This is a genomic window from Enterococcus sp. DIV1067f (assembly GCF_050543505.1).
GTDB lineage: Bacteria > Bacillota > Bacilli > Lactobacillales > Enterococcaceae > Enterococcus_D > Enterococcus_D entomosocium.
On record NZ_CP172940.1, the window covers coordinates 2,960,257 to 2,986,154 of the forward strand.

The following is a 25,898-nucleotide window of genomic DNA, read 5'->3' on the forward strand; positions in this document are numbered from 1 at the left end:
AAAATTTTACTTGCTGGAAGCTTCTTCTTTTAGAAACGAAGGAACCACTTCATTTTGCAGCATTTGCTCGTAGGACTGGCGTTTAACGGCTAATTCCGCTTGGCCATTTTCCACAAAGACGACTGCGGGTATCTGTAAATTATTGTAGCTGCTGGCCATCGAATAGCCGTAAGCTCCTGTTGCGAACGTAGCAAACAGATCCCCAGTTTCAACGGGCGGTAATGCAAGATCTTTTACTAAGATGTCTGTGCTCTCACAAGCTTTACCAGAAATGGTGATCTTCTGTGTCGCTGCTTCGGAAGCGCGGTTGGCTAAGATCCCAGTATAAGTTGCTTGATAAAGACCAGGACGAATATTGTCTGTCATGCCACCGTCAATGCTGGCGTATGTTCTGATTCCCGGCAATGTCTTGATACTGCCGATGGTGTGCAAACTAATGCCTGCTTCTGCGACGATACTGCGACCGGGTTCAATAACGATGGTCGGACGTTCGCTCTGGTGCTGCGCATAAAAGGCGTCGATTTTTTCCATCACAGGATCTAAAAAGTAGCTGTAGGGTTGGCGAATATCTGCATCTGTGTATCGAACGCCAAAGCCGCCGCCAACATTTAGTTCTTTGATCCAATAATCAAAACGTTCATGAATGGTTTGGACAAGGGCCAAAGCCGCATCAACTGCCGCTAGATGTGAGCGATTGTCCGACAATTGACTGCCGACATGAAAATGCAGGCCATAGAAATCCAATTCAGGTGCTTGAATCACTTCTTCCACTAACGGAAATAAGATTTCTTCATCTAAAGGAATCCCGAATTTTGAATCTTTTTGTCCGGTCGAGATAAATTGATGGGTGCTGACCGAAACCTCGGGTGTGATGCGCAACAAGATTTTAGCAACGACTTGCTTTTCTTGACATAACGCGCGGATCAAGCCGACTTCTTGAATGCCATCAACGATGATCCGTCCCACGCCATAATCAAGGGCGGCTGCTAATTCTTCAATGGATTTGTTATTGCCGTTAAACTCGATGTGTTCTGCTGGAAAATCAGCTTGGATCGCTGTATACAGCTCCCCACCGCTAACCACGTCTAATGAAAGTCCTTCTGACTTGATCACTTGCAGCATCGCTGTAGTACAGAAAGCTTTGGCGGCATATGCTGCTCGTGTCTTGCTGTAGCGCGTCAAAAACTGCGCCTGAATCTTTTGGCATTCTTCGCGAATCTCCGAAACGGAATACACGTAAAGGGGGGTTCCAAAGGTTTTTGCCAGCTCAACGGTATCGCAACCGTCAATGTATAAGTGATTGTTCTTGATTTCTTTTGCCATCGCTTTACTCCTTGTCTGTCGGCTCGTTCAACGCCTCGATCAAACGAACGTAGCATTCGATGCCTTGCAATAGATTTTTTTCGTCAAAATTCATTTTGCTGCTGTGTAAAGGGTGGACATAACCTTTTTCTTCATTTCGGGTACCGACAAAGAAAAAGACGCCGGGGATTTCCTTTTGGTACATCGAAAAATCCTCTGCCAACATATATGGCGGTGTTTCTCGGTAGCTCTCCCCGACCACTTTTTCCAATACTTCCACCATCTCAGGATCATTGTCCACGACACGATAAAGATGTTCGAATTCAACATCCGCCGTGCAATCATATCCTTTGGCGATTTCTTGTGCGACAGTGGTGATTCTGCGCGTCATCGTTTCATAGACTTCATCTTCAAACGCCCGCATCGTTCCTTTTAAAACGACCTTGCCGGGAATGATATTTTCCGCATCTCCCCCATGGATCTTCCCAAAAGTGATGACCCCAGCAGAAAGCGGGCTGATATTGCGTGAAATGATCGAATGCAATCCTTGAATGATCGCAGCCGCAGCTAAAATGGCATCATGTCCTTGATGAGGCTGGGCACCATGGGCACTCGTGCCGTTGATCGTTAGATTGATCTCGCCGTTACGGGCCATCATCGGACCTTTCCGACTCGCAATGACTCCTTCGGGAAAATCTGGGAAGACATGCAGCCCCACGATTTTTTCCACGCCAAAATCTCGTAAGATGCCTTCATCGATCATCAATTGAGCACCACCGGGGCTTTCCTCGGCTGGTTGGAAAATCAAAACGATCGTTCCACGAATCACTTCAGGATGCGTCGCTAAGTATTTGGCAAACCCCAGCATCGTTGCCATATGGCCATCATGCCCGCAGGCGTGCATTTTTCCTTCATGTTTGGAAACAAAGGAAACACCGGTCTCTTCTTTGATCGGTAGTGCATCGATATCCGTTCGAAAGGCCAGCGTCTTTCCTGGGCGCTCACTGCGAAAGACAGCAATCAAGCCGGTTTCAATCACTGGATAGATTTCTTTGATCCCAAAGGATTGCAACTGACGCAGCAAGTATTCCTTTGTTTTGAACTCAGTTAACCCTAATTCAGGGATTGTATGTAATTCACGACGAAAACGAACCACGTCTTCGGTTAATTCTGTGACTGTTTGCGATACTTGCATGTTAAAACACCTTTCTATACATTCCTTTTAAAAATATCCATAAAAACCAGCGAATATTCAGTTTTTCATTGATATTGTTTAATATTATAGTATATAATTCGAATAATCTATAGTATAAATTGTCGAAATGTTTCGATTTTTATTGAAAATTTCACCCCTCGTTTTGGTACACTTATACGTAGAGTAACGAAAAATAAATTGGTTGAAAGGATGTGTCGTAGTTTGACAATATTCAAAGGTTCTGGCGTTGCGTTGATTACCCCTATGCTTCAAGATGGTTCGGTGGATTTCGATAAGCTGAAGGAGTTAGCGGAGTGGCATGTGCAGCAAGGAACGAATGCAATCATTGCATGCGGTACGACCGGTGAAGCATCCACGTTAGACGATGAAGAACATATCGCGGTGATCGAAGCGGTGGTAAAACAAGTTGCTGGTCGAATCCCCGTCATCGGCGGAACAGGCTCCAACAACACCCAACATGGGATCCATCTTTCAAAAGAAGCACAGCGCGTTGGTGCTGACGCATTATTGGTTGTAACACCCTACTACAACAAAGCGACCAAGAAAAGTTTAGTCGCTCACTATGAAGCAATCTGTCAAAGCGTTGAGCTGCCAGTGATCTTATACTCCGTCAGCTCAAGAACCGGCTTAAATTTAACACCTGAAGCTGTGGCAGAACTGAAAAAAATCCCTAATATCAAAGGCATCAAAGAAGCCAGCGGCGACATTTCTCAAATCGCAGAAATCGCTCGTCTTGCGGATGATGACTTTGCGATCTATTCAGGAAATGACGATCAAGTAACCCCAATTCTAGCTTTAGGTGGCTCTGGCGTGATTTCAACGATCGGCAATATCGCTCCGAAACAAACGGCACAACTCGTTGCTGATTTCTTAAATGGTGATGTAAAAGCCGCCATCAAAGAGCAATTGCGACAAAAACCGTTGATCGATGCGATTTTCAGTGAAGTAAATCCTGTGCCGATCAAAGCAGCGGTCTCCTTGCTAGGCAAATGCGAATTGCATTATCGTTTGCCTTTGGGTGTCCCAGAAGATGCGACCCTCGTTCATTTAGAAGAAGAAATGACCAATTACGGATTGCTGTAAGGAGGAGTTTTTGGTGAAACAGATTTTATTAAGCGGTGCAAACGGTCGTATGGGCAAAGTGTTGCAAAGCCTGATCGCAAAGCACCCTCAGTTAGAAGTGGCCGCCGGATTGGATCGTACCGAGCAATTAGATGGTCCCTTTCCAATCTATGATCGTCCAGAAAAAATCACGCAGCCGATCGATTTGGTGATTGATTTTTCTCATTATAGCAATGTCCCTTCCTTATTGAACTATTGTGTCGAACAGCAGCTGCCTATCGTGGTTGCTACAACTGGTTTGACGGAAGACACGCAGATGATGCTGCCGTTGGCTGCTAAAGTGATCCCAGTTTTCTATTCTGCCAATATGTCGTTGGGGATCAATGTACTGATCAAAGCACTACAAAGTATCACCCCCGCATTAGAAGCTGACTTTGACATTGAGATCATCGAAAAGCATCATAATCAAAAACTCGATGCACCAAGTGGTACAGCTTTGCTGTTGGCAGATAGTATCAATGACAGCTGCGAAACGAAAAAAGAGTATCTCTACGGGCGTGAAGGCAGTGATCTAGTAAATGACCGCAAGCAGATGGGCATCCATGCCGTTCGCGGCGGAACGATCCCTGGGGAACACATTGTCATCTATGCTGGGCAGGATGAAATCATTGAATTAAAACACACTGCGCTCTCCCGCGAAATCTTCGCCAATGGTGCGCTAAAAGCAGCGGAATTTTTAGCCGATCAACCAGCCGGTTTTTATTCCATGCAAAATCTAATCGACAAGTAAAGGTGGTCTCTCATGACAGAATTACAATTTTCCGATCCTTATCAATTAGCAAAATATATCAAAGAAGCAAATAAACAAACACCTGTAAAAGTCTATATCAATGGAGATCTTGGCGACGTCCAAGCAGATGGCATCCAATTGTTTGGTAACGGCACCTTCTATTTCGTGGTTGGTGACAGTCAAAAAGTAGCTGAGTTTTTAACCGCGCACCAAGACAAAATCACCGATCACTATCTGGAAAATGATCGCCGCAACTCAGCGATTCCTTTGTTGGACTTGACGAAAGTCGATGCCCGTATCGAACCAGGTGCCTTTATCCGTGACCAAGCCATCATTGAAAAAAATGCCGTTATCATGATGGGGGCAGTGATCAACATTGGTGCTGTGGTTGGTGAAGAAACCATGATCGATATGGGGGCGATTTTAGGTGCCCGGGCAACCGTTGGGAAAAAAGCCCATATTGGCGCTGGTGCTGTCTTGGCTGGCGTTCTTGAGCCACCTTCAGCAAGCCCAGTCATCATTGAAGACAATGTTTTGATCGGCGCAAATGCCGTCGTCCTTGAAGGCGTCCGTGTCGGCGAAGGTGCAGTCGTTGCTGCCGGTTCTGTGGTGACGGAAGATGTCCCTGCTGGAGCAGTCGTTGCTGGCTCACCAGCTAAAGTCATCAAAATGAAAGACGAGAAAACGAAAAGCAAAACCGAATTTTTAGACGATCTACGGGGGTAAACTTCTTATTTTCTCGTAAATACGCAACAAAAAAACGCAGTACCGGTTCAGTGATGAGCCTGCGCTGCGTTTTGTCTAAAAAAGGGCGTGCCGAAAGCTTTTGGCACGCCCTTTTTCTATTGGCAAATGTGCTTGTAAAAGTGTTTATTCTGCTTGAAATTCTTTGATCGCTGCTTGGATCTCTTGATAGATCACTGCAACTTCTTCAAGGTCTTTTGCATTTGCTCCACTGGCAAGCGGATGTCCACCACCATGATGGCGTTTGGCGATCTCATTGATCACTGGACCTTTCGAACGCATCCGCACACGGTAATAGCCTTCTGGTTGTTCGACAAAGATCGCCCAAGCCATCACTTCGTCGATTTTCCCTGGTAAGGAAACGACTGCTGAGGTTTCCGAATCTACTACGCCAAAACGCTGCTGCAATTCTTGCGATAGGATCACTTTACCAGCACCAATCTCATCAATCTCGATGTTTTCGTAGACATACCCTGAAAGGCGAGCAACACTGCGAGAGACTTGATCCAATTGACGATTGATCTTCGGAGCATCAAAGCCGTAATCCAATAGTTCAGCCGCTAAGCGCAGGGTTGTCGCTGTCGTTGCCGGATATAAAAACCGTCCAGTATCACCAACAATGCCCGCATATAACAGACGAGCCGCTTCTTGCGTCATCGTCAGCTCGTTTTGAAACATTTGCCAAAACGAAACGATCATCTCACTACAGCTGCTGGCTTTCGTATTGACCCAAACCAGTTCTCCGTAAGGTTCATCATTAGGGTGATGATCGATTTTGATCAATTTCGCCCCTTGATCATAGCGTTGGTCACTGATCCGTGGTGCATTGGCCGTATCTGTAACGATCACCAGCGCCCCTTTATACAAATCATCAGGGATCGTCTGCATCAGCGCCAAGTAATCCAATCCTTCAACGGGTCCGCCAACTTGATAGATTTCTTTTTTGGGAAAACTAGCTCGTAAAATTTCTGCCAACCCCACTTGTGATCCTAATGCATCTGGATCAGGGCGCTGGTGCCGATGGATAATGATCCGGTCGAATGCTTTGATTGTTGCAAGTATTTCTTCTTGTACCTTCATGAATGGTCTCAACTTTCTCTCTAAAATTTTTCCATAAGTGCCGTTTTCGATGATTTATGGGCGTTCCATTACTTGGCATACCACGATCGCTTTTGCCACTAAGGAATTTTCGATCGATACTTCGATATCGATTTTCGCCGAACGTCGCCCCAGTTCTAGAATCTTCGGTTGAATGATGATCTCGCTTTCTAATTGGATCAAACGGAAGTAATGCAGATTGACTTGCTCGATCCAGCTATTGCGTCGTTGATTCAACTGCATCGTACGTTTCGCCGTATTAGCGATTACTTCACTCAAGACACCAAAAGAGATCGTTCCGACTTCATTAACCATTTGGGGCGTCACCGCAAAGCTGAAATACGGCTGCGGCAATTTGTTCCCTTCAAAATCTTGTTCGATAACTTGCATCTGTCCCGAGATTTGGTCAGAAATCGTATCTGAAATTTGCGTTTGTCGTTGGACCATCTGCATCGCTTTCATAATGTCTTGGCGTGTGACAATCCCAATCAAAGAAAGGTCATCAGCTACGACGGGCATCACTTCTAAGCCATCCCAAATCATCTGATGGCTGGCAGAGGCCACACTCATCTCTTTTTTTACGACCCGTGGTTCCCGGGTCATGATTCGTTCGATGATCTGCGTATCAGGCTTTTCTAAGACATCTTTGGCTGTGATGATCCCAACGACCCGCATATTCTTGTTGACGACTGGATAGCGGGAGTGATTGGTAGACTCCGAGAGTAGTTTGTAATCCTTGACCGTATCAAAGGTGTGCAGATACTTGGTTTTTTCCAATGGCATATAAATGTCACTCACCAGCATAATGTCCTTTTTGATCAGCTGGTCGCTTAAGGCACGGTTGATCATCGTTGCCACGGTAAAGGTGTCATAGGTCGTTTGTAAAATCGGCAACTCCAATTCGTCTGCTAAACGACAGATTTCCTCTGTTGTTTCAAAGCCTCCCGTGATCAAGACGGCTGCGCCATCCTCCAGTGCCAACTTGTGGACTTCGTTGCGGTTTCCGACGATCACTAAGGAGCCAGGCGTGATGTAGCGTTCCATTGCTGATTCTTTCATAGCGCCGATAACAAATTTGTTCAAGTCTTTGTCCAAACCGGCAGCGCCGCCCAAAACATCACCTTCAATGATTTGGACGACTTCGCCGAAAGTTAGTTTTTCAATGTGTTTTTTTAGTTTTCGTTCGATACGGATGGTTCCGACACGCTGGATCGTTGAAACCAAGCCGATATTTTCCGCATCTTTGATTGCCCGATAGGCTGTTCCTTCACTGACATTCAAGTCTTTTGCGATTCCCCGCACCGAGATGCGATCGCCTACAGGCAGATTCTCGATATGCGCTAAAATCAAGTCGTGTTTTGTCGCCATAATTATCCCCTATTCCTACTACGAATCTTCCTGTTGCTTAAACTTCTAATGTCTCACCGACTGCAAGGATCTGGCCCACACCTGCCGGCAATAAATTCACGAAGGTTTGCGGATCTTGCTTGATCATTGGAAACGTATTGTAATGGATCGGTACTACTTTGCTCGCGTTTAAAAGGGCCGCTGCTGTTGCGGCATCTTGAACGCCCATCGTAAAATTATCCCCGATCGGTAAAAATGCCACATCGATGTCGAAACGTTCACCGATCATCGCCATATCGCTAAAGAGTGCAGTATCTCCAGCGTGGTAGATGGTTTTGCCTTCTGCTTCTAAAATGATTCCAACAGGATTGCCCATATAGATCATCGTTCCGTCTTCTTCAAGGCCAGAGCTGTGTTTCGCTTCCACCATTGAGATTTTGCCAAACGGAAACTCAAAAGAACCTCCCATATTCATGCCATGCGTCTCAGCAACGCCTTTGCGGGCTGCATAGCGGCAAATTTCAACGACACTGATCACTGGCGCTTCATTTCTTTTGGCGATCGGCACCATATCCCCAATATGATCACTATGACCATGCGTGATCAAAAGCCAATCGGTTTCCACTGTCTCTGCATCTAAATCAGTCAGAGCATTTCCAGTAATAAAAGGGTCAAACAACAATTTTTGGCCATCCGCTAATTGGATAGCAAGCACTGAGTGTCCGTGATACGTGAGTTTCATACAACATTCCCCTTTCCATCTAAGTAATACAGTCTAATATTTTTCATTATAACAGATAACGCCAGAAATCCAAAAGCACAAATTCTGGCAGCTTTATTACATCCGTCCTTTTTCTGGTTCTTGTCAAGAAAAATAAAGAAACTGTTCTACCCTTTCTGAATAAGGAATAGAACAGTTCGACCTGATGACTTCAAGCGATCATAGCGTTTTCTTACGTCCGCCTTGTTTATAGATGCGCCAGACTGTTAAGAATAACGCCGTGATGCAAAGAAGGAACGCCCCAAAGAAGGTGATTTTCATGCCATAGGCAAAAATATCTGCCCGACCTGCGATATAGGTCGTCACATGCTTTCCATACGCTTGACTCATTGCTGCATAGAGAATCGTCGTTGCTAAGGATATCCCTAACACCATGCCCAAATTGCGGGCAAAGGAATTTAGACTACCTGCCACCCCAAGATTTTCTTTGGTGACACTGCTCATTACCATCGTATTGTTTGGGGATTGGAACAACGAATTGCCAAGTCCCATGATGGCAGTGGCAACGATATAATACCAAATCGGCGTATCCTGATTCATAAACATATACATCAGCTGAGTGATCGACAGCAACGCTAAGCCAGCTAAGACCAAAATCTCCGGTCCTACACGGTCCGTCAAATACCCGCTAAGTGGTGAACCAATGACCATCATCAAAGGAAAGACCATCATCAGCATTCCTGCCACGCTCGGCGTTAAGCCTCGGGCACTTTGCAAGTAAAAGGGAATCACGACATTGACAAAAAAGTTTGCAGAAAAGATCAGCAACGCCGTGATCAGGCTCATGGTGAAAATTTTATTACGAAAGATCCCAAAGGTAATCAGCGGTTTGCTCAGACGCGCTTCTACTCGCAAAAAGACGATGAATGCCACTAAAGCGATCCCACCCAACAGCAGCGGCAGCCACGTTAGAAAGCCACGCTCTTGTCCAAGAAAAATGCCGCCGAAGAAGCTGATAATTGCAATTGAAAACAGCACAAACCCGGTTTTATCGATGGAATCGTGACTCATGGTAATATCTTTTGGTAACACCTTTTCTCCAGCAATCATCGTCAGAATACCGACAGGAACATTGATCCAAAAAATAAACGGCCAAGAAAAATGCGCCAAAATCACTCCGCCTAATCCAGGACCGGCGATGGAGCCTAACGAAACAAAGGCACCAATCATCCCTAAGGCGCGTCCTCGTTCACTCATAGGAAAAACTTCAGTAATGATTCCGGTATTCGTCGCCATCGTCATGCTAGCACCGATCGCTTGCACCACTCGGGCAAATAAAAGAAAAGCTAAGGAGTGATTAAACCCGCATAACAGCGAACCGATAATAAAAATTAGCATTCCCAAGCGGAAAACTTTGATTTTGCCCCAACTGTCCCCTACCTTACCGAATAATAAAAGGCAGGCACAAACGATCATCAAGTAAACGGACACGACCCATTCCGCTTGATTCATAGGTACACCCATATCTGCCGAGATCGTCGGCAATGCGATATTTACGATACTCCCATCCAGTGTTGACATAAAGGTAAACATCGAAACAGCAATGAGAATCCACAACTTTCTCTGTTGTACTACGGGGTTTTCTTGATAACTATTCACAAATCGACCATCCTCTCTTTGCTTATTTTGTTCCTCTAGTCTTAGGGGGACAACTTTGTATTATTGATCGAAATCCATTCGCCGTCAATCCTTATCTGCCATTCACGATCAAAATAAGGGGTATTTATTGAAAAAAAACGCCGCTTGTTTTCTTCACAAAAAAAGACAAAAGCTTCGGTGAAAAGAAATCGGCCGTCAAACGGCTATTCTTTCACCTGCTTTTGTCAGTAGGTCAAAACGAATTATTTACGGTTGCGATTTCTTTGGCTTGATTCCATGATGACCGGCAAGATAACTGGACGGCGTTTGGTTTGTTCAAACAAGAAACGACTCAAACGATCACGAATATCTTGTTTCAATTTGCTCCATTCAAACTCTTCATCATGAAGGTGTTTTTCTACGATTTCTTCTACGATCTCGCCACTTTCACGAATCAGGTCACGGCTGGCTTTCACGTAGACAAACCCGCGAGAAGTGATTTGAGGGGCAGAAATAATTTTCTTTTCGCGACGATTGATCGTCACTACTGCAACGAAAATTCCATCTTCAGATAAGACTTTGCGGTCTCGCAGGACGATATTCCCAATATCTCCGACACCGATCCCGTCGATCATGACGTTCTCAGCTGGAACCGCACCTGCGGCGATCATTTCGCCTTTTTTGTATTCTAAAACATCCCCGCGTGCAGTAATGAAGATATTTTTCATCGGAATCCCGACTTCTTGCGCCAAGTCCACATGGGCGGCTAATTGGCGGTACTCGCCTTGAATAGGGATAAAGTACTTCGGTTTCATCATATTCAACATCAGCTGCAGATCATTCGGGTTGGCATGACCAGAAACACGGAAATTATCCGAGATCTGTTTCACGGTACCGCCAGCGCGATAGATGATATCTTCCGTTTTCGCAACCACCGTTTCCATTGCCGTTGTCGGCGTCGTCGTGATGTAAACAAGATCTCCTTCTTTGATACGCAGCGTCCGGTGAGAGCCGTTGGCCATTTTTTGCAACGCTTTGATTGGTTCCCCCATGCGTCCTGTTTCTAAAATCAACAACTGTTCGTCTGAGTATTTTTTCATTTCTTTTTGGGTGATCAGCAAGTCTTCGGCAGGTAATTTTAATTTCCCTAACTTCATGGCCGTTTTGATGATCCGACCAAAATCTTGACCAGTCAAAACGACTTTGCGGTCAGAACGAAACGCCGCATCTAATACTTGTTGCACCCGTTGCAAATTGCTAGCAACGCTAGCGACGATGATCCGACCTTCCCAGTAACGGATATTGTCATAAACTTCATCTTGGATCGTCAATTCAGAAGCAATCGGCGTTGGATTTTCGGCATTTGAGGACGTACTTAGCAATGCTAAGACTCCTTCTTTTCCAATTTCCGCTAAGCGGCCAAAATCGGTTTGATACATAGGGATCGCTGTTTGGTCAAACTTGAAATCTCCTGTATAAACGATATTGCCAGCTTCTGTTTTTACGCTGATTCCAACAGAATCAGGGATAGAGTGGGTCGTACGGAAAAAACTGATGGTCGCATGGCCAAAGTCGATCTCCGAATGTTCATCGATCACATGAAAATCTTTGAAGCGCTTGGTAGCTTCATTTTTATTCACGGTCAATTTTGCTAGTTCGATCGTTAACTCGGTCCCAAAGACCGGTACTTGGATATTCTCCAAGAAATAAGGCAATGCACCAATCGCATCTGCATGCCCGTGGGTCAAGAAGACACCAGCCACACGGTCGGCATTTTCTTCTAAATATGTGAAGTCTGGAATCACTGTATCGATCCCTAATAATTCATTTTCTGGATAACGGACACCGCAATCCAGCACAAATATATCCTCGCCAACTTCAGCAATGTACATGTTCTTTCCGTTTTCGCGTACACCGCCAAGAGGAATGATTTTTATCGTTTCCACTTTTATTCACCTCTTAATTTTTTTCTACTGTATTATTTCCCAAGCATAAGCCGTCCCTATTATTATACAACAAAAAAAAGAAAAGCGTGGCATTCACCACACTTTTCTGAAAAACTTATGGTTTACACATGAACTAATCCTTGCTGATGCAGGCTTTCGGCGATTTGAACAGAGTTCCATGCCGCACCTTTCAGCAAATTATCAGAAACGACCCATAAATGCAAGCCGTTTTCGACATCCAAATCTTTGCGAATCCGACCAACAAAGGTTTCCGTTTTGTCCACACTGGTCAAAGCTTGCGGGTACACTTGTTGACTCGGATCATCTTGCAAGACAGCTCCTGGGGCTTCGCTGATCCACTGCCTAACTTCCTCAACACTGGCATGGTCTTTGGTCTCGATATAAATCGACTCCGAATGACCGCTAAACACAGGGATTCGCACACACGTAGCTGCTACTTTGATCTGCGCATCTTCCATGATCTTCTTCGTTTCATTGATCATTTTCCACTCTTCGTAAGTATAATCGTCTTCAGCAAAGACATCGATTTGTGGCAAGGCGTTAAACGCGATTGGGTAGTGCTTTTTATCGCTGCCTGCTGGTAAAATCTCAGGGTTTAGTTCATCAGCGGCTTTGCCGGCTAATAGTTCTTGAGATTCACGAGTCAATTCAGCCAAGGCTTGTGCGCCAGCACCTGAAACTGCTTGATACGTTGAAACCAAGACCCTCGATAAACCGACTTTTTGACGAATCGGTTCTAATGCCACCATCATTTGAATCGTTGAACAATTCGGATTGGCAATGATTCCTTTATGTTGCGCTAATGCATGAGGATTCACCTCAGGAACGACTAGAGGAACATTCGGATCCATCCGAAAATGACTGGTATTGTCGATTACGACTGCACCGTGTTTGACTGCTTCTGGAGCAAATTGTTTTGAAATGCCACCACCGGCACTGAACAATGCAATATCGACTCCCGCAAAGGAATCTGCGGTCAGCTCTTGAATAACGAGCGGCTCATTTTTGAACACAAGGGTCTTCCCAGCAGAACGTTTGGATGCCAACAACGTTATTTTTTTGATCGGCAACGTGGTCTTCTCCAACATCTCAATCATTTTTGTTCCTACTGCGCCGGTAGCTCCGACAACTGCTATGTGATACCCTGTACTCATCAAATCACTCCTCGAATAAAAATACATTTTTACTAGTTTATCATATCTTGTAAAAAAGAAAAGGCCTTTCGTGGAAAGAAGCGCAAAAAGAAGGCAGAACTATCTAAATTTTCAATCGTTTTCCCCGTTTCAGGAAAAAACTACCTATATTTAAGGGTTATCATTTGTCACATTTAGGTGTTATAGGATATAATACCGACAGAAGGAATTTTGGGGAAGATTCTTTCCAACGTGCATGGGGAAATTAAAAATACCCAAAACATTGAATGAGGCAAGAATTGCATATGCAATTCTTGCCTCATTTTTATGCTTCATTCGATTCTTCGTTATTTACTTTCACGATAGCAAAGCCTTTGTTATCGATGATCATCGTCTCATCTTCCAGTTGGACAAACTGTTCCATCAAAATTGAATCAGGACGAGAGAGTGTAAGTTGGTCCTCGCCAGTGTTGAAAATACCGATGATCCGCTGTGCCCCCAACTCTCGTTCGAAAATGATCAGGCCATCTTCTTCCGAAACCCAGTTCCAACTCAAGGAACCTTCAGATAAGACTTTTTGGTTGTCTTTGCGTAGTTTGATCAATGACTGGGTGAAATGCAGCAAATCACGATCTTGCTTTTCCTCATCCCAAATCATACATTTACGACAATCCGGATCCATATCACCGGTCAAACCAATCTCATCGCCGTAATACAGGCAAGGAACTCCTTGTTGCAGATACGTAAAGGCCATCACTTGGCGCATCAAGTCTTTGTCTCCCCGAGCCAAAGTTAACAAACGCGGGGTATCATGAGAATCCAAAATATTGAACTGCACTTGGTTGGTTTGCTCCCGATACAACATCAGCTGGTTATTTAATTCCGAGACCATTTTCGTCATGGAGATCTCGTCTTTGACAAAATATTCAATAATTGCATCTGTAAAGGCGTAGTTCATCACTGCATGAAACTCGTCGCCTTGTAACCAGCGTTGAGAAGAATGCCAAATTTCCCCAAGGATATAAAAATCATCTTTGGCCTCATCACACACTTGGCGGAATTTTTTCCAGAAGAAGTGACTAACTTCATTAGCCACGTCCAAGCGCCAAGCATCGATATCAAATTCTTCGATCCAATAACGAGCGATCTTCAACAAATAATCTTGCACATCGGGATTTTCCGTATTGAGTTTCGGCATATGCGGCGTAAAGGCAAAAACATCATAGGTGATGTCATAAGCATCTTCAAAGTTTTCCCCTTCTTTGTAGTTGACAGGAAACTCATTGATGTGGAACCAATCAGCAAACGGCGAATCTTTGCCGTTTTTGATGACATCTAGCCATTGATGCGAAGTATCCCCCATATGGTTGAAAACAGCATCCAGCATAACTTTGATGCCGCGTTTGTGGCATTCCTCCACTAATCGTTTAAAGGTATCGTTATCACCAAAAGCAGGATCGATGGCCAAATAATCGATGGTATCATACTTGTGATTCGAATATGCCTCAAAAATCGGACAGAAATAGATCCCATTGATTCCTAGATCGACAAGGTAATCCAAATGATCGATGACTCCTTGTAGATCCCCACCGAAAAAGTCTTGGCGATCGGGATTTTTTGAGCCCCATGGCAACACACCTTCAGGATCATTTGATGGGTCCCCATTTGCAAAGCGCTCAGGGAAAATTTGATACCAAACCGTTTCTTTCGCCCACTCGGGAATTTTGAAACGATCGGCTTCTTGGAAGTAAGGCATCCGAAAATAATTGTTGTTCATTTCTAAATATTGCTGTTCAAAGGGGTAGACCCCGTGATCCCCATAGAAGACATGCAACCCATCGTAACTTTCGATGGAAAAGCCGTAAGACAAACGGCGGAATTCTGCTCCGACCGATACTTGCCAATAATCATGCAAGTCCGTGGAAAGAATTTTTTGCATTTCAATTCTTTGTTGGTACCACGCTTCTTTATACAGTGTGTAAGGATCACCGCAAAGCAGCTGGACATGGCGGACGTCTTGACGGGCGGTACGCAAACGGATATGCATTTTATCCTTCTCGTACAAATACGCAAATTCACTTTCGGGACGATGATAGATGGCAGTAGTATTCATAGCAGACTCCTTTGACTTGTTTGATATACCCATTGTCGCACAAATCAGAAGTCAAAACAAGAGAAAAACGCAATCGGTTGCTTTATCTGATAAATCGATAATACAGGTCAATATGAAATTAATTCAGCAATTAAAAAGCAAACGATTGCTTCAGCCTTTTTTAATCAAACGGTGTCTTCTTCTCACATTGATTGCCAGTCCGTAAAATGTCATATTTCCGCAAGATCCCCACTGCCTCCGTCAATGACTGACTCAACTGCTGGATATCTTCCGCAGCCATTTGAGCGGTTTTGGCATTCAAGCGGTCTTCCACTTGTTTTTTCTTTTGGACAAACAACTGCTTCCCAGCTTCTTCCAAATAAACATTGACGTTGCGACGATTGACGCCGTTGGTTTTGCGTACCACAAAGCCAGCCTTTTCCAACCCCGAGATCGAACGACTGATTTGGACTTTTGACGTACCGATTTGCTGGGCCAACTCGGACATCGTAATTCCTTCATTACTAGAGATCACCACGAGTTCCAAGATTTCCATTTTGGTCAATTTTAAATCTTCCAGACCGATTTCTTCAAACAATATGTTTCCCATCAGCGAAAATATCTCCGCAAACACTGCCATATTGAATGTTCCTAACGCTTTTTCCATACTCTCCCTCTTTTCTGTCTTTAGTTTAGTATAAATTATTTATTTAAACAATGATAATCGTTGATTTTTGTTAACCATTATGATAGCGTGGTTACATAATGAAAATAATCGTGAAAACGGCAAGAAAAGAGTGACCCCATGTTAGAATTAAAAGATATCAAGAAGTATTATACAGTTGGCGCCAGTACTACGAAAGCCCTCGACGGCGTCACCGTCGCCTTTCGTAAACAAGAGTTTGTTGCCATTTTAGGGCCAAGCGGCTCTGGGAAAACAACCATGTTGAACGTGATCGGCGGCTTAGATAATTACGACTCTGGTGATATGATCATCAATGGCAAATCAACCAAGTCCTTTAAAGACCGCGACTGGGATGCCTATCGGAACAATTCGATCGGCTTTGTCTTCCAAAGCTACAATTTGATCAGTCATTTAGGCATCATCGACAACGTCGAGCTTGGGATGACCTTGAGCGGTGTGTCAAAAGAAGAAAAACGCGCCAAAGCAACCGATGCTTTGACGCGTGTGGGCTTAGCTGAGCATATGCACAAAAAACCAAATCAGCTTTCTGGTGGTCAAATGCAGCGGGTAGCGATCGCTCGTGCCTTAGCAAATGATCCTGATATCCTCCTTTGTGATGAACCTACAGGTGCCTTAGATTCAGAGACAAGTGTCCAAATCATGGAACTGATCCAAGAACTATCAAAAGAAAAATTGGTCATCATGGTTACTCATAATCCTGAATTGGCCCACAAATACGCTGGACGGATCATTGAATTCAAAGACGGACGAATCATTAAAGATTCGAACCCCCATGTCGAAGGCCAAAAGAAAGACCAATTCGAATTAAAGCACACAAAAATGAGTTTTATGACGGCCTTACGTTTGTCGTTTAACAATATCCGAACCAAAAAAGGGCGCACCTTCTTGACAGCCTTTGCTTCTAGTATCGGAATCATCGGAATCGCCATTGTTTTGTCACTATCAACGGGATTCCAAAAACAAATCGACAATACCCAGTCAGAAACATTAGCTCGTTTTCCGATCACGATCTCACAAGTGGCCACTGAACAAGATCCATCAGCGATGGGTACGCGGGATAAATCTGAAGATTTCCCTTCAGATAAAGAGGTCACTGCCAAATTAAGTGATACGGATCGTGCAACCCATATCAACAAAATCGATCAAGAGTTTCTCGATTACATCAACGACATTGATCCTGAGTTAAGTAACAATATCGGCTACACTCGTTCAACTTCATTGAATCTTTTCCGCAAGATCGATGACAATGTGGAACAAGTCAGCTTCTCCAACGCGTCGCCTGACAATGAACAGACCAATGCCATGATGTCTGCCATGAGTGCCTCAACCGGTATTGGGGTTTCGACTTTCCCTGAGCAGTTATCAGAGGATAACGGCAATTTCTTGAAAGACAACTATGACCTTTTAGAAGGCAGCTACCCAAGTGCCAGCACAGATGTCGTTTTGATCGTCGATGAAAACAACGTAACGAATGTCAATGCATTGATCAATCTCGGTTTTGATATTGAAGATGGTGACACGGTTTCCTTCGACGATATCGTGGGAACAAAAATCACATTGGCGTCTAATGATGCCTTTTACACCGAATTGCCGACTGGAAACTTCATTCCAAACCAAGATTTAAATGAAGTTTTCGATAACAGCAACAACAAAGAATTAACGATCAGCGGAATCTTACGTATCAAGCAAAACTCTACGATGAACTTGCTTTCAACCGGCATTGCCTACAGTGATGCCCTCGCGCAAGAAGTGATCAGAGAAAACCAAGACTCAGCGATCGTCCAAGCACAAAAAGATAGCGACACCAACGTGATGACGAATGAACCCGTTGACGAAAGTGCCAAAGATTCATTGATCGCTTATCTCGGCGGCAGTGATTTACCAAACAGCATTATGATCTATCCAAATGATTTCAGTGCCAAAGAAAAAATCCTTGATTACTTGGATGACTTCAACAAAGGCAAAGACAAAGAAGACCAAATCGTTTATTCCGATTTAGCCGGTACGATGACTCAATTGACTGGTGGCTTGATGGATGCCATCACCTATGTCTTGATCGCTTTTGCAGGAATCTCCTTGGTAACCAGCATGATCATGATCGGTATCATCACTTATACCTCTGTACTTGAACGCACGAAAGAAATTGGGGTCTTAAAAGCATTAGGTGCTCGTAAAAAAGACATCACCCGCGTCTTCGATGCCGAAACCTGTATTTTAGGGATCGCTTCAGGAGCTTTAGGTGTCCTCATTGCTTGGTTAGCCACATTCCCGATCAACGCAATCTTGTATAGTATGACTGATCTCGAAAATGTTGCTCAATTAAATCCGGTCCACGGCCTGATCTTGATTGCTGTCAGCACCGTCCTAACGATGATCGGCGGCCACATTCCAGCTCGAATGGCAGCGAAAAAAGATGCAGCGATCGCTTTACGCGCCGACTAATTTTATAAGAAAACCCAGCAGACAGCAGCCATTCCTTTGGCTGCTGTTTTTTTGTCCTTCCTTCTGACTTCCAAAAGGTTTCTCTTGAAAAATCCATAAATGAGGAATACAATAGATTTGTTTTTAGGTATACCTAAAAAGATAGGGTGTGAAACGATGAATGATGAAAAAAAATTGATCCAAGCGGCCAACGGTCCTAGCTTGGAAGAAATAAATAATACAGTTGCCATTCCAAAAAACGGCAGCTTTTGGCGCAATCTCTTAGCGTTCTCTGGTCCTGGGGCATTGGTAGCCGTGGGCTATATGGACCCAGGAAACTGGATCACCTCGATCGGTGGCGGTGCTGAATATGGCTATCTCTTACTTTCTGTGATCTTGATTTCCAGTTTGATCGCTATGCTGCTGCAATACATGGCAGCCAAGCTAGGGATCGTGACCCAGATGGACCTTGCGCAAGCAACTCGTAAACACACCAGCAAAGGTTTAGGCTTTGTCTTGTGGATCGTCACCGAATTGGCTATCATGGCAACGGATATCGCGGAAGTGATCGGAGGAGCGATCGCTCTCAATCTACTATTCGGCTTACCTTTATTAGTTGGGGTCATCTTAACGATTTTCGATGTATTGCTTCTGCTCTTTTTAATGAAATTGGGTTTCCGAAAAATCGAAGCGATCGTCATGACACTGATTTTGGTCATTATGCTGGTCTTTTGTTACGAAGTCATTATTGCTCAACCAAATTTGCCTGCTGTCTTGCAAGGCTTTATTCCCCAAAAGCAAGTCTTGAACCATGGACAGCTGACAATGGCGTTGGGGATCGTTGGTGCGACTGTGATGCCGCATAATCTCTATCTGCATTCTTCGATCTCCCAATCACGAAAAATCGATCGCAGCGATACCCAAGAAGTGGCAACGGCCGTGCGGTTCGCTACTTGGGATTCCAATATCCAATTATCCGCTGCCTTTTTGGTCAATTGCCTGCTTTTGATCTTAGGAAGCGCCTTGTTCTTTGGTCATAGCGAAGAAGTCGGCACCTTCTCCGCGCTGTTCGATGCTTTGCAAGATTCCTCCATTGCTGGTGCTGTCGCCAGTCCAGTCTTGAGCGTTCTGTTTGCCGTGGCGCTCTTGGCATCTGGTCAAAATTCAACGATCACTGGGACACTGACGGGGCAAGTCGTGATGGAAGGATTTATCCATATGAAGATCCCTACTTGGGCGCGACGTCTGATCACCCGTGGCTTATCGGTGATCCCCGTCTTGCTTTGTACGATTTACTTTGGCGGCAACGAACAAGCCTTGGACGATCTGCTGATTTATTCGCAAGTCTTTTTAAGCATCGCCTTACCCGTTTCGATGATTCCGTTGGTTCTTTTTACCAGCTCAAAAAAAATCATGGGGGAACGCTTCAAGAATCCGCTATGGGTCTCTACCTTAGGCTGGATCTGTGCCATTGCACTGACGGTCTTGAATGTCCGCTTGATCATCGAAACACTCGGCAACTTCTAATATCGAAAAAAGCTTACGAGCTAGCCTCGTAAGCTTTTTTTGGTTAATTCGTTTCTAAATCATGTAAAAACAGACCGCTCAACAGTTTTGGTTCAAACCAAGTTGATTTTGGCGGCATAATTTCTCCCGCATCGGCGACTGCCAAAAGATCGGCCATTTGCGTTGGATACATGGAAAAGGCCAATGTCCATTCTCCGCTATCTACCAAACGTTCCAATTCTTCTGGACCACGAATTCCGCCGACAAAATCAATGCGTTTGTCTGTCCGCACATCTTGGATCGCGAAAATATCAGCCAGCACGTATTGTTGTAAAAGCGACACATCCAGCTGTCCTACCGCATCTTGCGGCACAGATTCCGGTTTGATGGTCAACTCCCACCACGCATGGTTTAGGTACAGATGAATCGAACCACGTTGCGCTGGTTTCTTCGTTGTAGTTTCTTGAATCGTAAAATGCTGGGCTGCCTGCTCAAAAAAGGTTTCTGGCACTGGTACCCGCAAGACCCGATTGTATTCCCAAATCGCTAATTCATTTTCTGGGAATAAGATTGCTAAAAAGCGGTCGCTTTCTTGGCTGCTTTGGCCATCGGCTCGCTTTTGCAAGCCAACTTTAACTGCTGACTCTGTACGGTGATGTCCATCCGCAATATAGAGGGCATCTACAGCCTGAAACTGCTGGGCAAAAGAGGCGACTAGCGCTGGATCATCGATCAGCCAAACACGATGCTGCACCTCATGATAGCTGACAAAATCATAGATCGGCGCATGCTCTGCTTGCCACGCATCGATTGCTTCTTTGACTGCTGCTGGTTGGCGATAACTCAAGAAAATCGGACTTGTATTGGCATCACATGCCAGAATGTGATTGATCCGATCGATTTCTTTTTCTGGACGGGTAAACTCGTGTTTCTTGATTTTCCCAGCGACATAATCATCGATCGAGGTACAGGCGACAAGCCCAGTTTGACTTCTGCCAGCCATCGTCAATTCATACAAATAATATGCGGGCGCCGTTTCTTGAATCAACCAGCCTTCTTCTTGAAAAGATGCAAGATTTTCAGCCGCTTTTTGATACACCTGTGGATCATAAGGATCGATTCCTGGCAAGTCGATCTCCGAACGGTCGATGTGGAAATAGCTGTAAGGATTGCCTTGCGCAAACGCTGCGGCTTCTTGTGAATTGACCACGTCATAAGGCAGCTCGGCCACTTTTTCTGCCAATGAGGCTTCTGGACGAATGGCTTTAAACGGAAATACTTGAACCATTAATACCCAACCTCCTGATTTTTGATGACCCGTACACGAACGATATTTTCGTTCTCCCGCAGTTTATCGGCTAATTGATTCAACAATGCCTCATCTTCAGAAGCGACATCGGCTAGGGTGTAAGCAAAGTCTTCCCGTCCACGATTCAGCATATTGTCGATATTGATCCCAGATTCCGCAATGATCGACGAAATCTGACCTAACATATTCGGTACATTGCGATTGATGATCGTCAGACGATAAGGCGAATGAAAAGCCATCTCAACGGTTGGAAAATTCACCGAGCGCTTGATGGTCCCGAATTCCAAGAATTTTTTCAATGTTCGGGCTGCCATCTTGGCACAGTTGACTTCAGCTTCTTCTGTTGATGCACCTAAATGCGGCAAGACGAGTACTTTTTCATTGTGCAGCAATTGTTCATCTGCAAAATCAGTCGTATAGCCCGCTAAACGGTCGGCTTTTAATGCACGTAAAACGGCATCTGTATCGACGATTTCTTTACGGGAAAAGTTGAATAGTTTCGTTGTTGGTTTCATTTTCGCAAGTTCGGCTTCCCCGACGAGATGATGGGTGTTTTCCATTAGCGGTACATGAACCGTAATAAAATCACAGGTTGAAAAGACTTCCGCAATATCATTGGCACGCTTGACCCGACGAGAGATCGTCCAAGCAGTATCCACTGACACGTAAGGATCATAACCGACTACTTCCATCCCTAGACGATAAGCATCGTTGGCAACCATCGCTCCAATAGAACCAAGGCCGATGATTCCTAACTTTTTGCCTTCTAACTCTGTTCCAGCAAATTGACTTTTTTGTGCTTCTGCTTGTTCTTCCACATTATCACCGTTCAAGGTTTGGACCCATTGGGCACCTCGTAAAATCGGGCGGACACTTAAGAGCAGACTAGCAATCACTAATTCTTTGACCGCATTGGCATTGGCACCGGGTGTATTAAAGACGACGATCCCTTTTTCAGTACATGCTTTGACGGGAATGTTGTTGGTCCCAGCCCCTGCACGAGCAATACCTAAGACACTTTCAGGAAAAGCGTAATCGTGCAATTTCTGGCTGCGCAGCAAAATCCCTTGCGGTTGGTCGCTCTCGTTGATGGCATACTTTTCTTTTTCTAAACGCTGTAATCCTTCTGGTGCGATCGCATTGAATGTTTTGATTTGGAACATTTATTTGACCTCCGCTTCAAATGATTTCATAAAGTCGACTAACGCTTGAACGCCAGCTAATGGAAAGGCATTGTACAAGCTTGCTCGCATTCCTCCAACGGAACGATGCCCTTTCAAGTTCTCAAAACCAGCTTTGACAGCTTCTTCATTGAAGCGCTGATCTAATGCTTTATCCCCTGTTACAAAAGGAATATTCGTTAGTGAACGGCTATCAACAGCCACAGGACTACTGTAAAGAGCAGAGGCTTCGATCGTTTCGTATAAAAGCGCCGCTTTTTGGCGGTCTTGTTCTAAAATTGCAGGAATGCCGCCTAATTCTTCCAACCATTCAAACACCAATTTAGCAATATAGATAGCATACGTTGGTGGTGTATTGTACAATGAGTCATTTTTAGCCTGTAGACGATAATCCAGCATTGGAGCGAAAACAGCATCATCATTGAGTAAATCTTCTCGGATGATCACTACCGTCAACCCTGCAGGACCAATATTCTTTTGGGCCCCAGCATAAATCACACCGAAGTCTTCTACGCGATAGTCATTGGCTAAAATATTTGAGGACATGTCTGCTACGATCGGCACATTGCCAGCCTGCGGAATCGTTTGAAAGGCCGTCCCTTCAATGGTATTGTTCGTGGTGATATGCAAATAAGCCGCTTCTTGATCGATCGCATCTTCTGAAATTTCTGGAATATAAGTAAAGTTTTGATCCTCACTAGAGGCAATGACTTCCACCGTCACGTTTCCAAGCGCTTTTGCTGCTTCAATAGCTTTCTTCGACCAAGAACCGGTATTTACGTATAAGGCTTTTTTGTTTTGTGCAAGATTCAAAGGGATCATACTGAATTGGAGACTCGCGCCGCCTTGTAAAAACAGTACCTGATAGTTTTCAGGAATTCCCATTAATTTTCGTAAAAGTGCTTCTGCATCTTTAATGATTGCTTCAAACAAGGAGGACCGATGACTCAGCTCCATAACGGACATCCCACTTCCGCGGTAATTCAAAAGTTCGGATTGTGCTTTCTCCAATACGGGACGGGGCAATACGGCAGGACCAGCTGAAAAGTTATAAACTGTCATACAAAAAATCTCTCCTTTATGTTAGATGTGAAAATCATTATAACAGATAGCCGAAAATGAAAAAAGCCTTAAAAGAGAAAATAATTTTGAATTTTCAGAAAAGACTACCAATTTCTTAACGTTCGTCATTTCGGCATTTTTTCAAATAGCCAGCGAGAAATTTCATTGTAAACGATCTCGCGGTTGCGCTCATTCAAAATCTCATGACGGCCATGTTCGAGCAAATACATCGTCACGTCAGCATTTTGCTTCAGTTGCTGAGCCAATTGGCGGACGCTTTTGCCATAGTGCCCAACAGGATCGTCTCCACCTGAAATCAGCAGCAGCGGCAATTCTGAATCAATCTTGCGCAGTTGATCCGGATCACTGGCAGCTTGTGTCAATGTAAAGAGATCCTTGTAAGCTGCTAAAGAAAAATGAAATTGGGTGTAAGGGTCCTTCAAATAGCGATCCACTTGCTGCGGATCACTGGTCAACCAATCTTTGGCGGTCCGATTGGGACGAAAACGCCGGTTGTGCTGGCCAAAAACTAGCTGTTCCATTACGTGATAAGGCCATTGCTGAGCGGCAAACGGCCGCAACAAGTTCGTGACGAGTTTGCCTCCTTGCATCAGCACGGCTTTTTCCATCGTGGTGCCCATGATGATCGCTCCTGTCAATGGATGTGGCTGACTAAACAAATAATTCCGCAAAACCAGCGATCCCATACTGTGACCTAAGATAAAGTATGGCCTGTCTGGATAGCAAGCAGCTGCGTACTGATGGACCACTCCCACATCTGCCACTAAATAGTTGGCGCCCTCTTTTTCACCAAAATGCCCATAGGCCTGTGTTTCCTTCACGGATTGCCCATGCCCTAAGTGATCATGACCGACCACCGCATAGCCTTGCGCAGTCAAACATTCCGCAAACTCGTGGTAACGTTCAATGTGTTCGATCATTCCGTGAACGATTTGCACGACTGCTTTCGGCTGTTCTTCTGGCAGCCACGTTTTGACAAAAAGCTGATCCTTCCCATTTGATGAAGTCAGCTTTTCTTGATTCATCCTCATAGTTCGCACCTCTTTTGCTTTTTCTTTTCCCTTCGCCAAATAAAACGGTCGTTTTCTTTATTATACATGGAATTTTAGGCCATGGCGGTAGGAGTTGGGAATTTTCAAGGATAAAAAAACCACGCGAAACGTGAGAAGTTCAAACATATGTAGCACAATAGCCACCCCTATTTGCGGTAAGAGTGACTATTGTGCGCTTGTTGCAACTCCAAGCGTGTGGGTTAGCGACAACTTGCCTAGCTATCGCCTCGCTTATCTAACCAATAAGCGTATAGATCGAGGTACCTCGAGTGATCCTACTAACCCAAACCATTCAAAACAGTATTCTTTAACTGAACATCAAGTACCTTAACCAAAGCTTCTTTTTGAAAATTGTTTCCCCTTCACATGATTATGGGTCACTTATGATGTCAAGAAATAAAAAAACTGGGACAGAATGAACATCATTCTCTCCCAGTTTTTGCTTCTCGCACTCGTTCGGTTACATGGATAAAGAGCTGCTTCCTCTATCTCTTACGCTGTGGCAAAAATACGTTCGATCAACTGCATCACTGCTCGGACTTCTTCGTTTTTAACGATAGGTTCGGCACCGTTGCGTACAACGTTGTAAAAATTCTTGTAGAAAGGTTCAAAATCCGCTTCGGCTTTCGGGAAAGGAATTTCTTTGGCTGCCAATTCCGATGGCGGTGCCATCGTTTTCGTCAAGCCGACGCCTGCTTGGACTGGTTTTGGTGCTGCCACATCTTCGCGACCTGTTGCTTGCACCATTTCCCCATTTAGATCCCAATCGGTGATGGTGGCTGTTCCTTCTGTTCCTTTGATGTACCAGCGAGGCAATTGCGTGTAATTGGAGGTTCCAACTTCCACGATTGCTTTGACCCCATTTTCAAAGGTAATCAAAGCGAAGAACCCATCATCGACTTCTTCCCCCAACACAAAGCTAAGATCCGCTTTAACATCTTTCACTGGACTGTCGATCAGCCATAGCATTTGATCCAGCAAGTGAACGCCCCAGTCTAAAAGCATTCCCCCACCTTGTTTTTTCACATGGCGCCAGTCTCCTGGGATGCCGTTTGCCCCTTGGACCCGTGACTCTAATTGGAACAAATCACCGATCTGTCCATTACGGTACAGTTCGCGTACAAGTAGAAAATCAGGATCCCAACGGCGGTTTTGGTGAACCATAAAGGTATTGCCAGTTTCTTGGGCAACCGCCACGATCTCATCTAGTTCCGCAGTATTCAGCGCAACAGGCTTCTCGCAAACAACATGTTTGCCGGCTTTCAACGCAGCGATCGATAACTCTTTGTGCAAGTCATTAGGTGTGGCGATCAATACTGCTTCGATCGTCTCATCGGCTAAGACTTCATCATAGCTTTTAAAGATCTTATGGCCTTTTTCTTGGGAGATCGCTTGACGTTCTTCATTGATATCGTAAGTTCCTACGATGTGGATTCGTTCGTTTTCATTTGGTAAGATATTGTGGACATGGTACGCACCCATGCCGCCATATCCGATTACTGCAAAATTGATTGCACTCATGTCTGACAC

At 44.7% G+C, this 25,898-nt stretch carries 20 protein-coding genes; 5 read left to right on the forward strand and 15 right to left on the reverse strand.

Going from position 1 to position 25,898, the window contains the following annotated elements; genetic code table 11:
• Positions 1 to 6: 6 nt before the first annotated feature.
• Both lysA and IGJ42_RS13610 read right to left on the reverse strand, forming a co-directional pair.
• Positions 7 to 1,323, reverse strand: coding sequence for a diaminopimelate decarboxylase (gene lysA / locus IGJ42_RS13605; RefSeq protein ID WP_005233959.1), 1,317 nt, complete (start codon positions 1,321 to 1,323; stop codon positions 7 to 9).
• Positions 1,324 to 1,327: 4 nt separating this feature from the next.
• Positions 1,328 to 2,497 (reverse strand): M20 metallopeptidase family protein, encoded by a 1,170-nt coding sequence (locus IGJ42_RS13610; protein ID WP_061053233.1) that lies wholly within the window; start codon positions 2,495 to 2,497, stop codon positions 1,328 to 1,330.
• A 222-nt stretch (positions 2,498 to 2,719) separates the two neighbouring features.
• On the opposite strand from IGJ42_RS13610, the gene dapA reads away from it, so the two are divergent.
• From dapA to dapD, 3 genes are read left to right on the forward strand one after another with little or no spacing between them, the layout of a single operon-like run.
• Positions 2,720 to 3,601, forward strand: coding sequence for a 4-hydroxy-tetrahydrodipicolinate synthase (gene dapA, locus IGJ42_RS13615; RefSeq protein WP_008380503.1), 882 nt, complete (start codon positions 2,720 to 2,722; stop codon positions 3,599 to 3,601).
• A gap of 13 nt (positions 3,602 to 3,614) precedes the next feature.
• Complete coding sequence (dapB, locus tag IGJ42_RS13620; RefSeq protein WP_429946783.1) at positions 3,615 to 4,370, forward strand: 4-hydroxy-tetrahydrodipicolinate reductase; 756 nt, start codon at positions 3,615 to 3,617, stop codon at positions 4,368 to 4,370.
• Between the two features lie 12 nt (positions 4,371 to 4,382).
• The gene (gene dapD / locus IGJ42_RS13625; protein WP_005233952.1) at positions 4,383 to 5,096 is read left to right on the forward strand and encodes a 2,3,4,5-tetrahydropyridine-2,6-dicarboxylate N-acetyltransferase; all 714 of its coding nucleotides are present in this window, start codon (positions 4,383 to 4,385) and stop codon (positions 5,094 to 5,096) included.
• 144 nt (positions 5,097 to 5,240) lie between these two features.
• Here dapD and IGJ42_RS13630 read toward each other — a convergent pair whose 3' ends face one another.
• The 8 genes from IGJ42_RS13630 to IGJ42_RS13665 form a co-directional block, all read right to left on the reverse strand.
• Positions 5,241 to 6,194 carry a DHH family phosphoesterase gene (locus IGJ42_RS13630; RefSeq protein ID WP_008380500.1) on the reverse strand — a complete coding sequence of 318 codons (954 nt, stop codon included), beginning with the start codon at positions 6,192 to 6,194 and terminating at the stop codon, positions 5,241 to 5,243.
• A gap of 54 nt (positions 6,195 to 6,248) precedes the next feature.
• A complete protein-coding gene (locus IGJ42_RS13635) occupies positions 6,249 to 7,580 on the reverse strand; it encodes a DRTGG domain-containing protein (RefSeq protein WP_005233948.1) in 1,332 nt (443 codons plus the stop codon).
• Between the two features lie 37 nt (positions 7,581 to 7,617).
• Positions 7,618 to 8,301, reverse strand: coding sequence for a metal-dependent hydrolase (locus tag IGJ42_RS13640; RefSeq protein ID WP_005233945.1), 684 nt, complete (start codon positions 8,299 to 8,301; stop codon positions 7,618 to 7,620).
• Between the two features lie 198 nt (positions 8,302 to 8,499).
• Positions 8,500 to 9,939 carry an MFS transporter gene (locus tag IGJ42_RS13645; RefSeq protein WP_430615748.1) on the reverse strand — a complete coding sequence of 480 codons (1,440 nt, stop codon included), beginning with the start codon at positions 9,937 to 9,939 and terminating at the stop codon, positions 8,500 to 8,502.
• Positions 9,940 to 10,181: 242 nt separating this feature from the next.
• A complete protein-coding gene (locus tag IGJ42_RS13650) occupies positions 10,182 to 11,864 on the reverse strand; it encodes a ribonuclease J (RefSeq protein ID WP_005228243.1) in 1,683 nt (560 codons plus the stop codon).
• A gap of 122 nt (positions 11,865 to 11,986) precedes the next feature.
• Entirely contained in the window at positions 11,987 to 13,039 is a 1,053-nt protein-coding gene (locus IGJ42_RS13655; RefSeq protein ID WP_005233942.1) for an aspartate-semialdehyde dehydrogenase, read from the reverse strand.
• A gap of 304 nt (positions 13,040 to 13,343) precedes the next feature.
• Positions 13,344 to 15,131, reverse strand: coding sequence for a glycoside hydrolase family 13 protein (locus tag IGJ42_RS13660; protein WP_034872136.1), 1,788 nt, complete (start codon positions 15,129 to 15,131; stop codon positions 13,344 to 13,346).
• A 160-nt stretch (positions 15,132 to 15,291) separates the two neighbouring features.
• On the reverse strand, positions 15,292 to 15,777 hold the full coding sequence (locus tag IGJ42_RS13665) for a MarR family winged helix-turn-helix transcriptional regulator (RefSeq protein ID WP_061053279.1): 486 nt from the start codon (positions 15,775 to 15,777) through the stop codon (positions 15,292 to 15,294).
• A gap of 138 nt (positions 15,778 to 15,915) precedes the next feature.
• On the opposite strand from IGJ42_RS13665, the gene IGJ42_RS13670 reads away from it, so the two are divergent.
• Together IGJ42_RS13670 and IGJ42_RS13675 are read left to right on the forward strand one after the other, a co-directional pair.
• Complete coding sequence (locus IGJ42_RS13670; RefSeq protein ID WP_429946786.1) at positions 15,916 to 18,258, forward strand: ATP-binding cassette domain-containing protein; 2,343 nt, start codon at positions 15,916 to 15,918, stop codon at positions 18,256 to 18,258.
• 156 nt (positions 18,259 to 18,414) lie between these two features.
• Positions 18,415 to 19,764 carry an Nramp family divalent metal transporter gene (locus IGJ42_RS13675; protein ID WP_005231816.1) on the forward strand — a complete coding sequence of 450 codons (1,350 nt, stop codon included), beginning with the start codon at positions 18,415 to 18,417 and terminating at the stop codon, positions 19,762 to 19,764.
• 43 nt (positions 19,765 to 19,807) lie between these two features.
• Here the strand turns inward: IGJ42_RS13675 and IGJ42_RS13680 are convergent, their stop codons facing one another.
• The 5 genes from IGJ42_RS13680 to IGJ42_RS13700 all read right to left on the reverse strand — a co-directional run bounded on the left by IGJ42_RS13680 (position 19,808) and on the right by IGJ42_RS13700 (position 25,889).
• Positions 19,808 to 21,031, reverse strand: coding sequence for a DUF1015 domain-containing protein (locus tag IGJ42_RS13680; protein WP_101699343.1), 1,224 nt, complete (start codon positions 21,029 to 21,031; stop codon positions 19,808 to 19,810).
• Entirely contained in the window at positions 21,031 to 22,215 is a 1,185-nt protein-coding gene (locus IGJ42_RS13685) for a phosphoglycerate dehydrogenase (protein WP_005233935.1), read from the reverse strand. Before IGJ42_RS13685 ends, IGJ42_RS13680 begins: the two co-directional genes overlap by 1 nt.
• The gene (gene serC, locus IGJ42_RS13690; protein ID WP_005233933.1) at positions 22,216 to 23,295 is read right to left on the reverse strand and encodes a 3-phosphoserine/phosphohydroxythreonine transaminase; all 1,080 of its coding nucleotides are present in this window, start codon (positions 23,293 to 23,295) and stop codon (positions 22,216 to 22,218) included.
• Positions 23,296 to 23,420: 125 nt separating this feature from the next.
• On the reverse strand, positions 23,421 to 24,347 hold the full coding sequence (locus tag IGJ42_RS13695) for an alpha/beta fold hydrolase (RefSeq protein WP_429946788.1): 927 nt from the start codon (positions 24,345 to 24,347) through the stop codon (positions 23,421 to 23,423).
• A gap of 513 nt (positions 24,348 to 24,860) precedes the next feature.
• Positions 24,861 to 25,889 (reverse strand): Gfo/Idh/MocA family protein, encoded by a 1,029-nt coding sequence (locus tag IGJ42_RS13700; RefSeq protein ID WP_010749991.1) that lies wholly within the window; start codon positions 25,887 to 25,889, stop codon positions 24,861 to 24,863.
• Between the last annotated feature and the right edge of the window lie 9 nt (positions 25,890 to 25,898).

Coding starts and splice junctions, on each gene's coding strand:
- IGJ42_RS13670 (WP_429946786.1), top strand. CDS start 15,916: ATGTTAGAATTAAAAGATATCAAGAAGTATTATACAGTTGGCGCCAGT.
- IGJ42_RS13680 (WP_101699343.1), bottom strand. CDS start 21,031: ATGGTTCAAGTATTTCCGTTTAAAGCCATTCGTCCAGAAGCCTCATTG.
- IGJ42_RS13660 (WP_034872136.1), bottom strand. CDS start 15,131: ATGAATACTACTGCCATCTATCATCGTCCCGAAAGTGAATTTGCGTAT.
- IGJ42_RS13695 (WP_429946788.1), bottom strand. CDS start 24,347: ATGAGGATGAATCAAGAAAAGCTGACTTCATCAAATGGGAAGGATCAG.
- lysA (WP_005233959.1), bottom strand. CDS start 1,323: ATGGCAAAAGAAATCAAGAACAATCACTTATACATTGACGGTTGCGAT.
- IGJ42_RS13640 (WP_005233945.1), bottom strand. CDS start 8,301: ATGAAACTCACGTATCACGGACACTCAGTGCTTGCTATCCAATTAGCG.
- IGJ42_RS13635 (WP_005233948.1), bottom strand. CDS start 7,580: ATGGCGACAAAACACGACTTGATTTTAGCGCATATCGAGAATCTGCCT.
- IGJ42_RS13630 (WP_008380500.1), bottom strand. CDS start 6,194: ATGAAGGTACAAGAAGAAATACTTGCAACAATCAAAGCATTCGACCGG.
- IGJ42_RS13665 (WP_061053279.1), bottom strand. CDS start 15,777: ATGGAAAAAGCGTTAGGAACATTCAATATGGCAGTGTTTGCGGAGATA.
- IGJ42_RS13610 (WP_061053233.1), bottom strand. CDS start 2,497: ATGCAAGTATCGCAAACAGTCACAGAATTAACCGAAGACGTGGTTCGT.
- IGJ42_RS13655 (WP_005233942.1), bottom strand. CDS start 13,039: ATGAGTACAGGGTATCACATAGCAGTTGTCGGAGCTACCGGCGCAGTA.
- serC (WP_005233933.1), bottom strand. CDS start 23,295: ATGACAGTTTATAACTTTTCAGCTGGTCCTGCCGTATTGCCCCGTCCC.
- dapD (WP_005233952.1), top strand. CDS start 4,383: ATGACAGAATTACAATTTTCCGATCCTTATCAATTAGCAAAATATATC.
- IGJ42_RS13700 (WP_010749991.1), bottom strand. CDS start 25,889: ATGAGTGCAATCAATTTTGCAGTAATCGGATATGGCGGCATGGGTGCG.
- IGJ42_RS13685 (WP_005233935.1), bottom strand. CDS start 22,215: ATGTTCCAAATCAAAACATTCAATGCGATCGCACCAGAAGGATTACAG.
- IGJ42_RS13675 (WP_005231816.1), top strand. CDS start 18,415: ATGAATGATGAAAAAAAATTGATCCAAGCGGCCAACGGTCCTAGCTTG.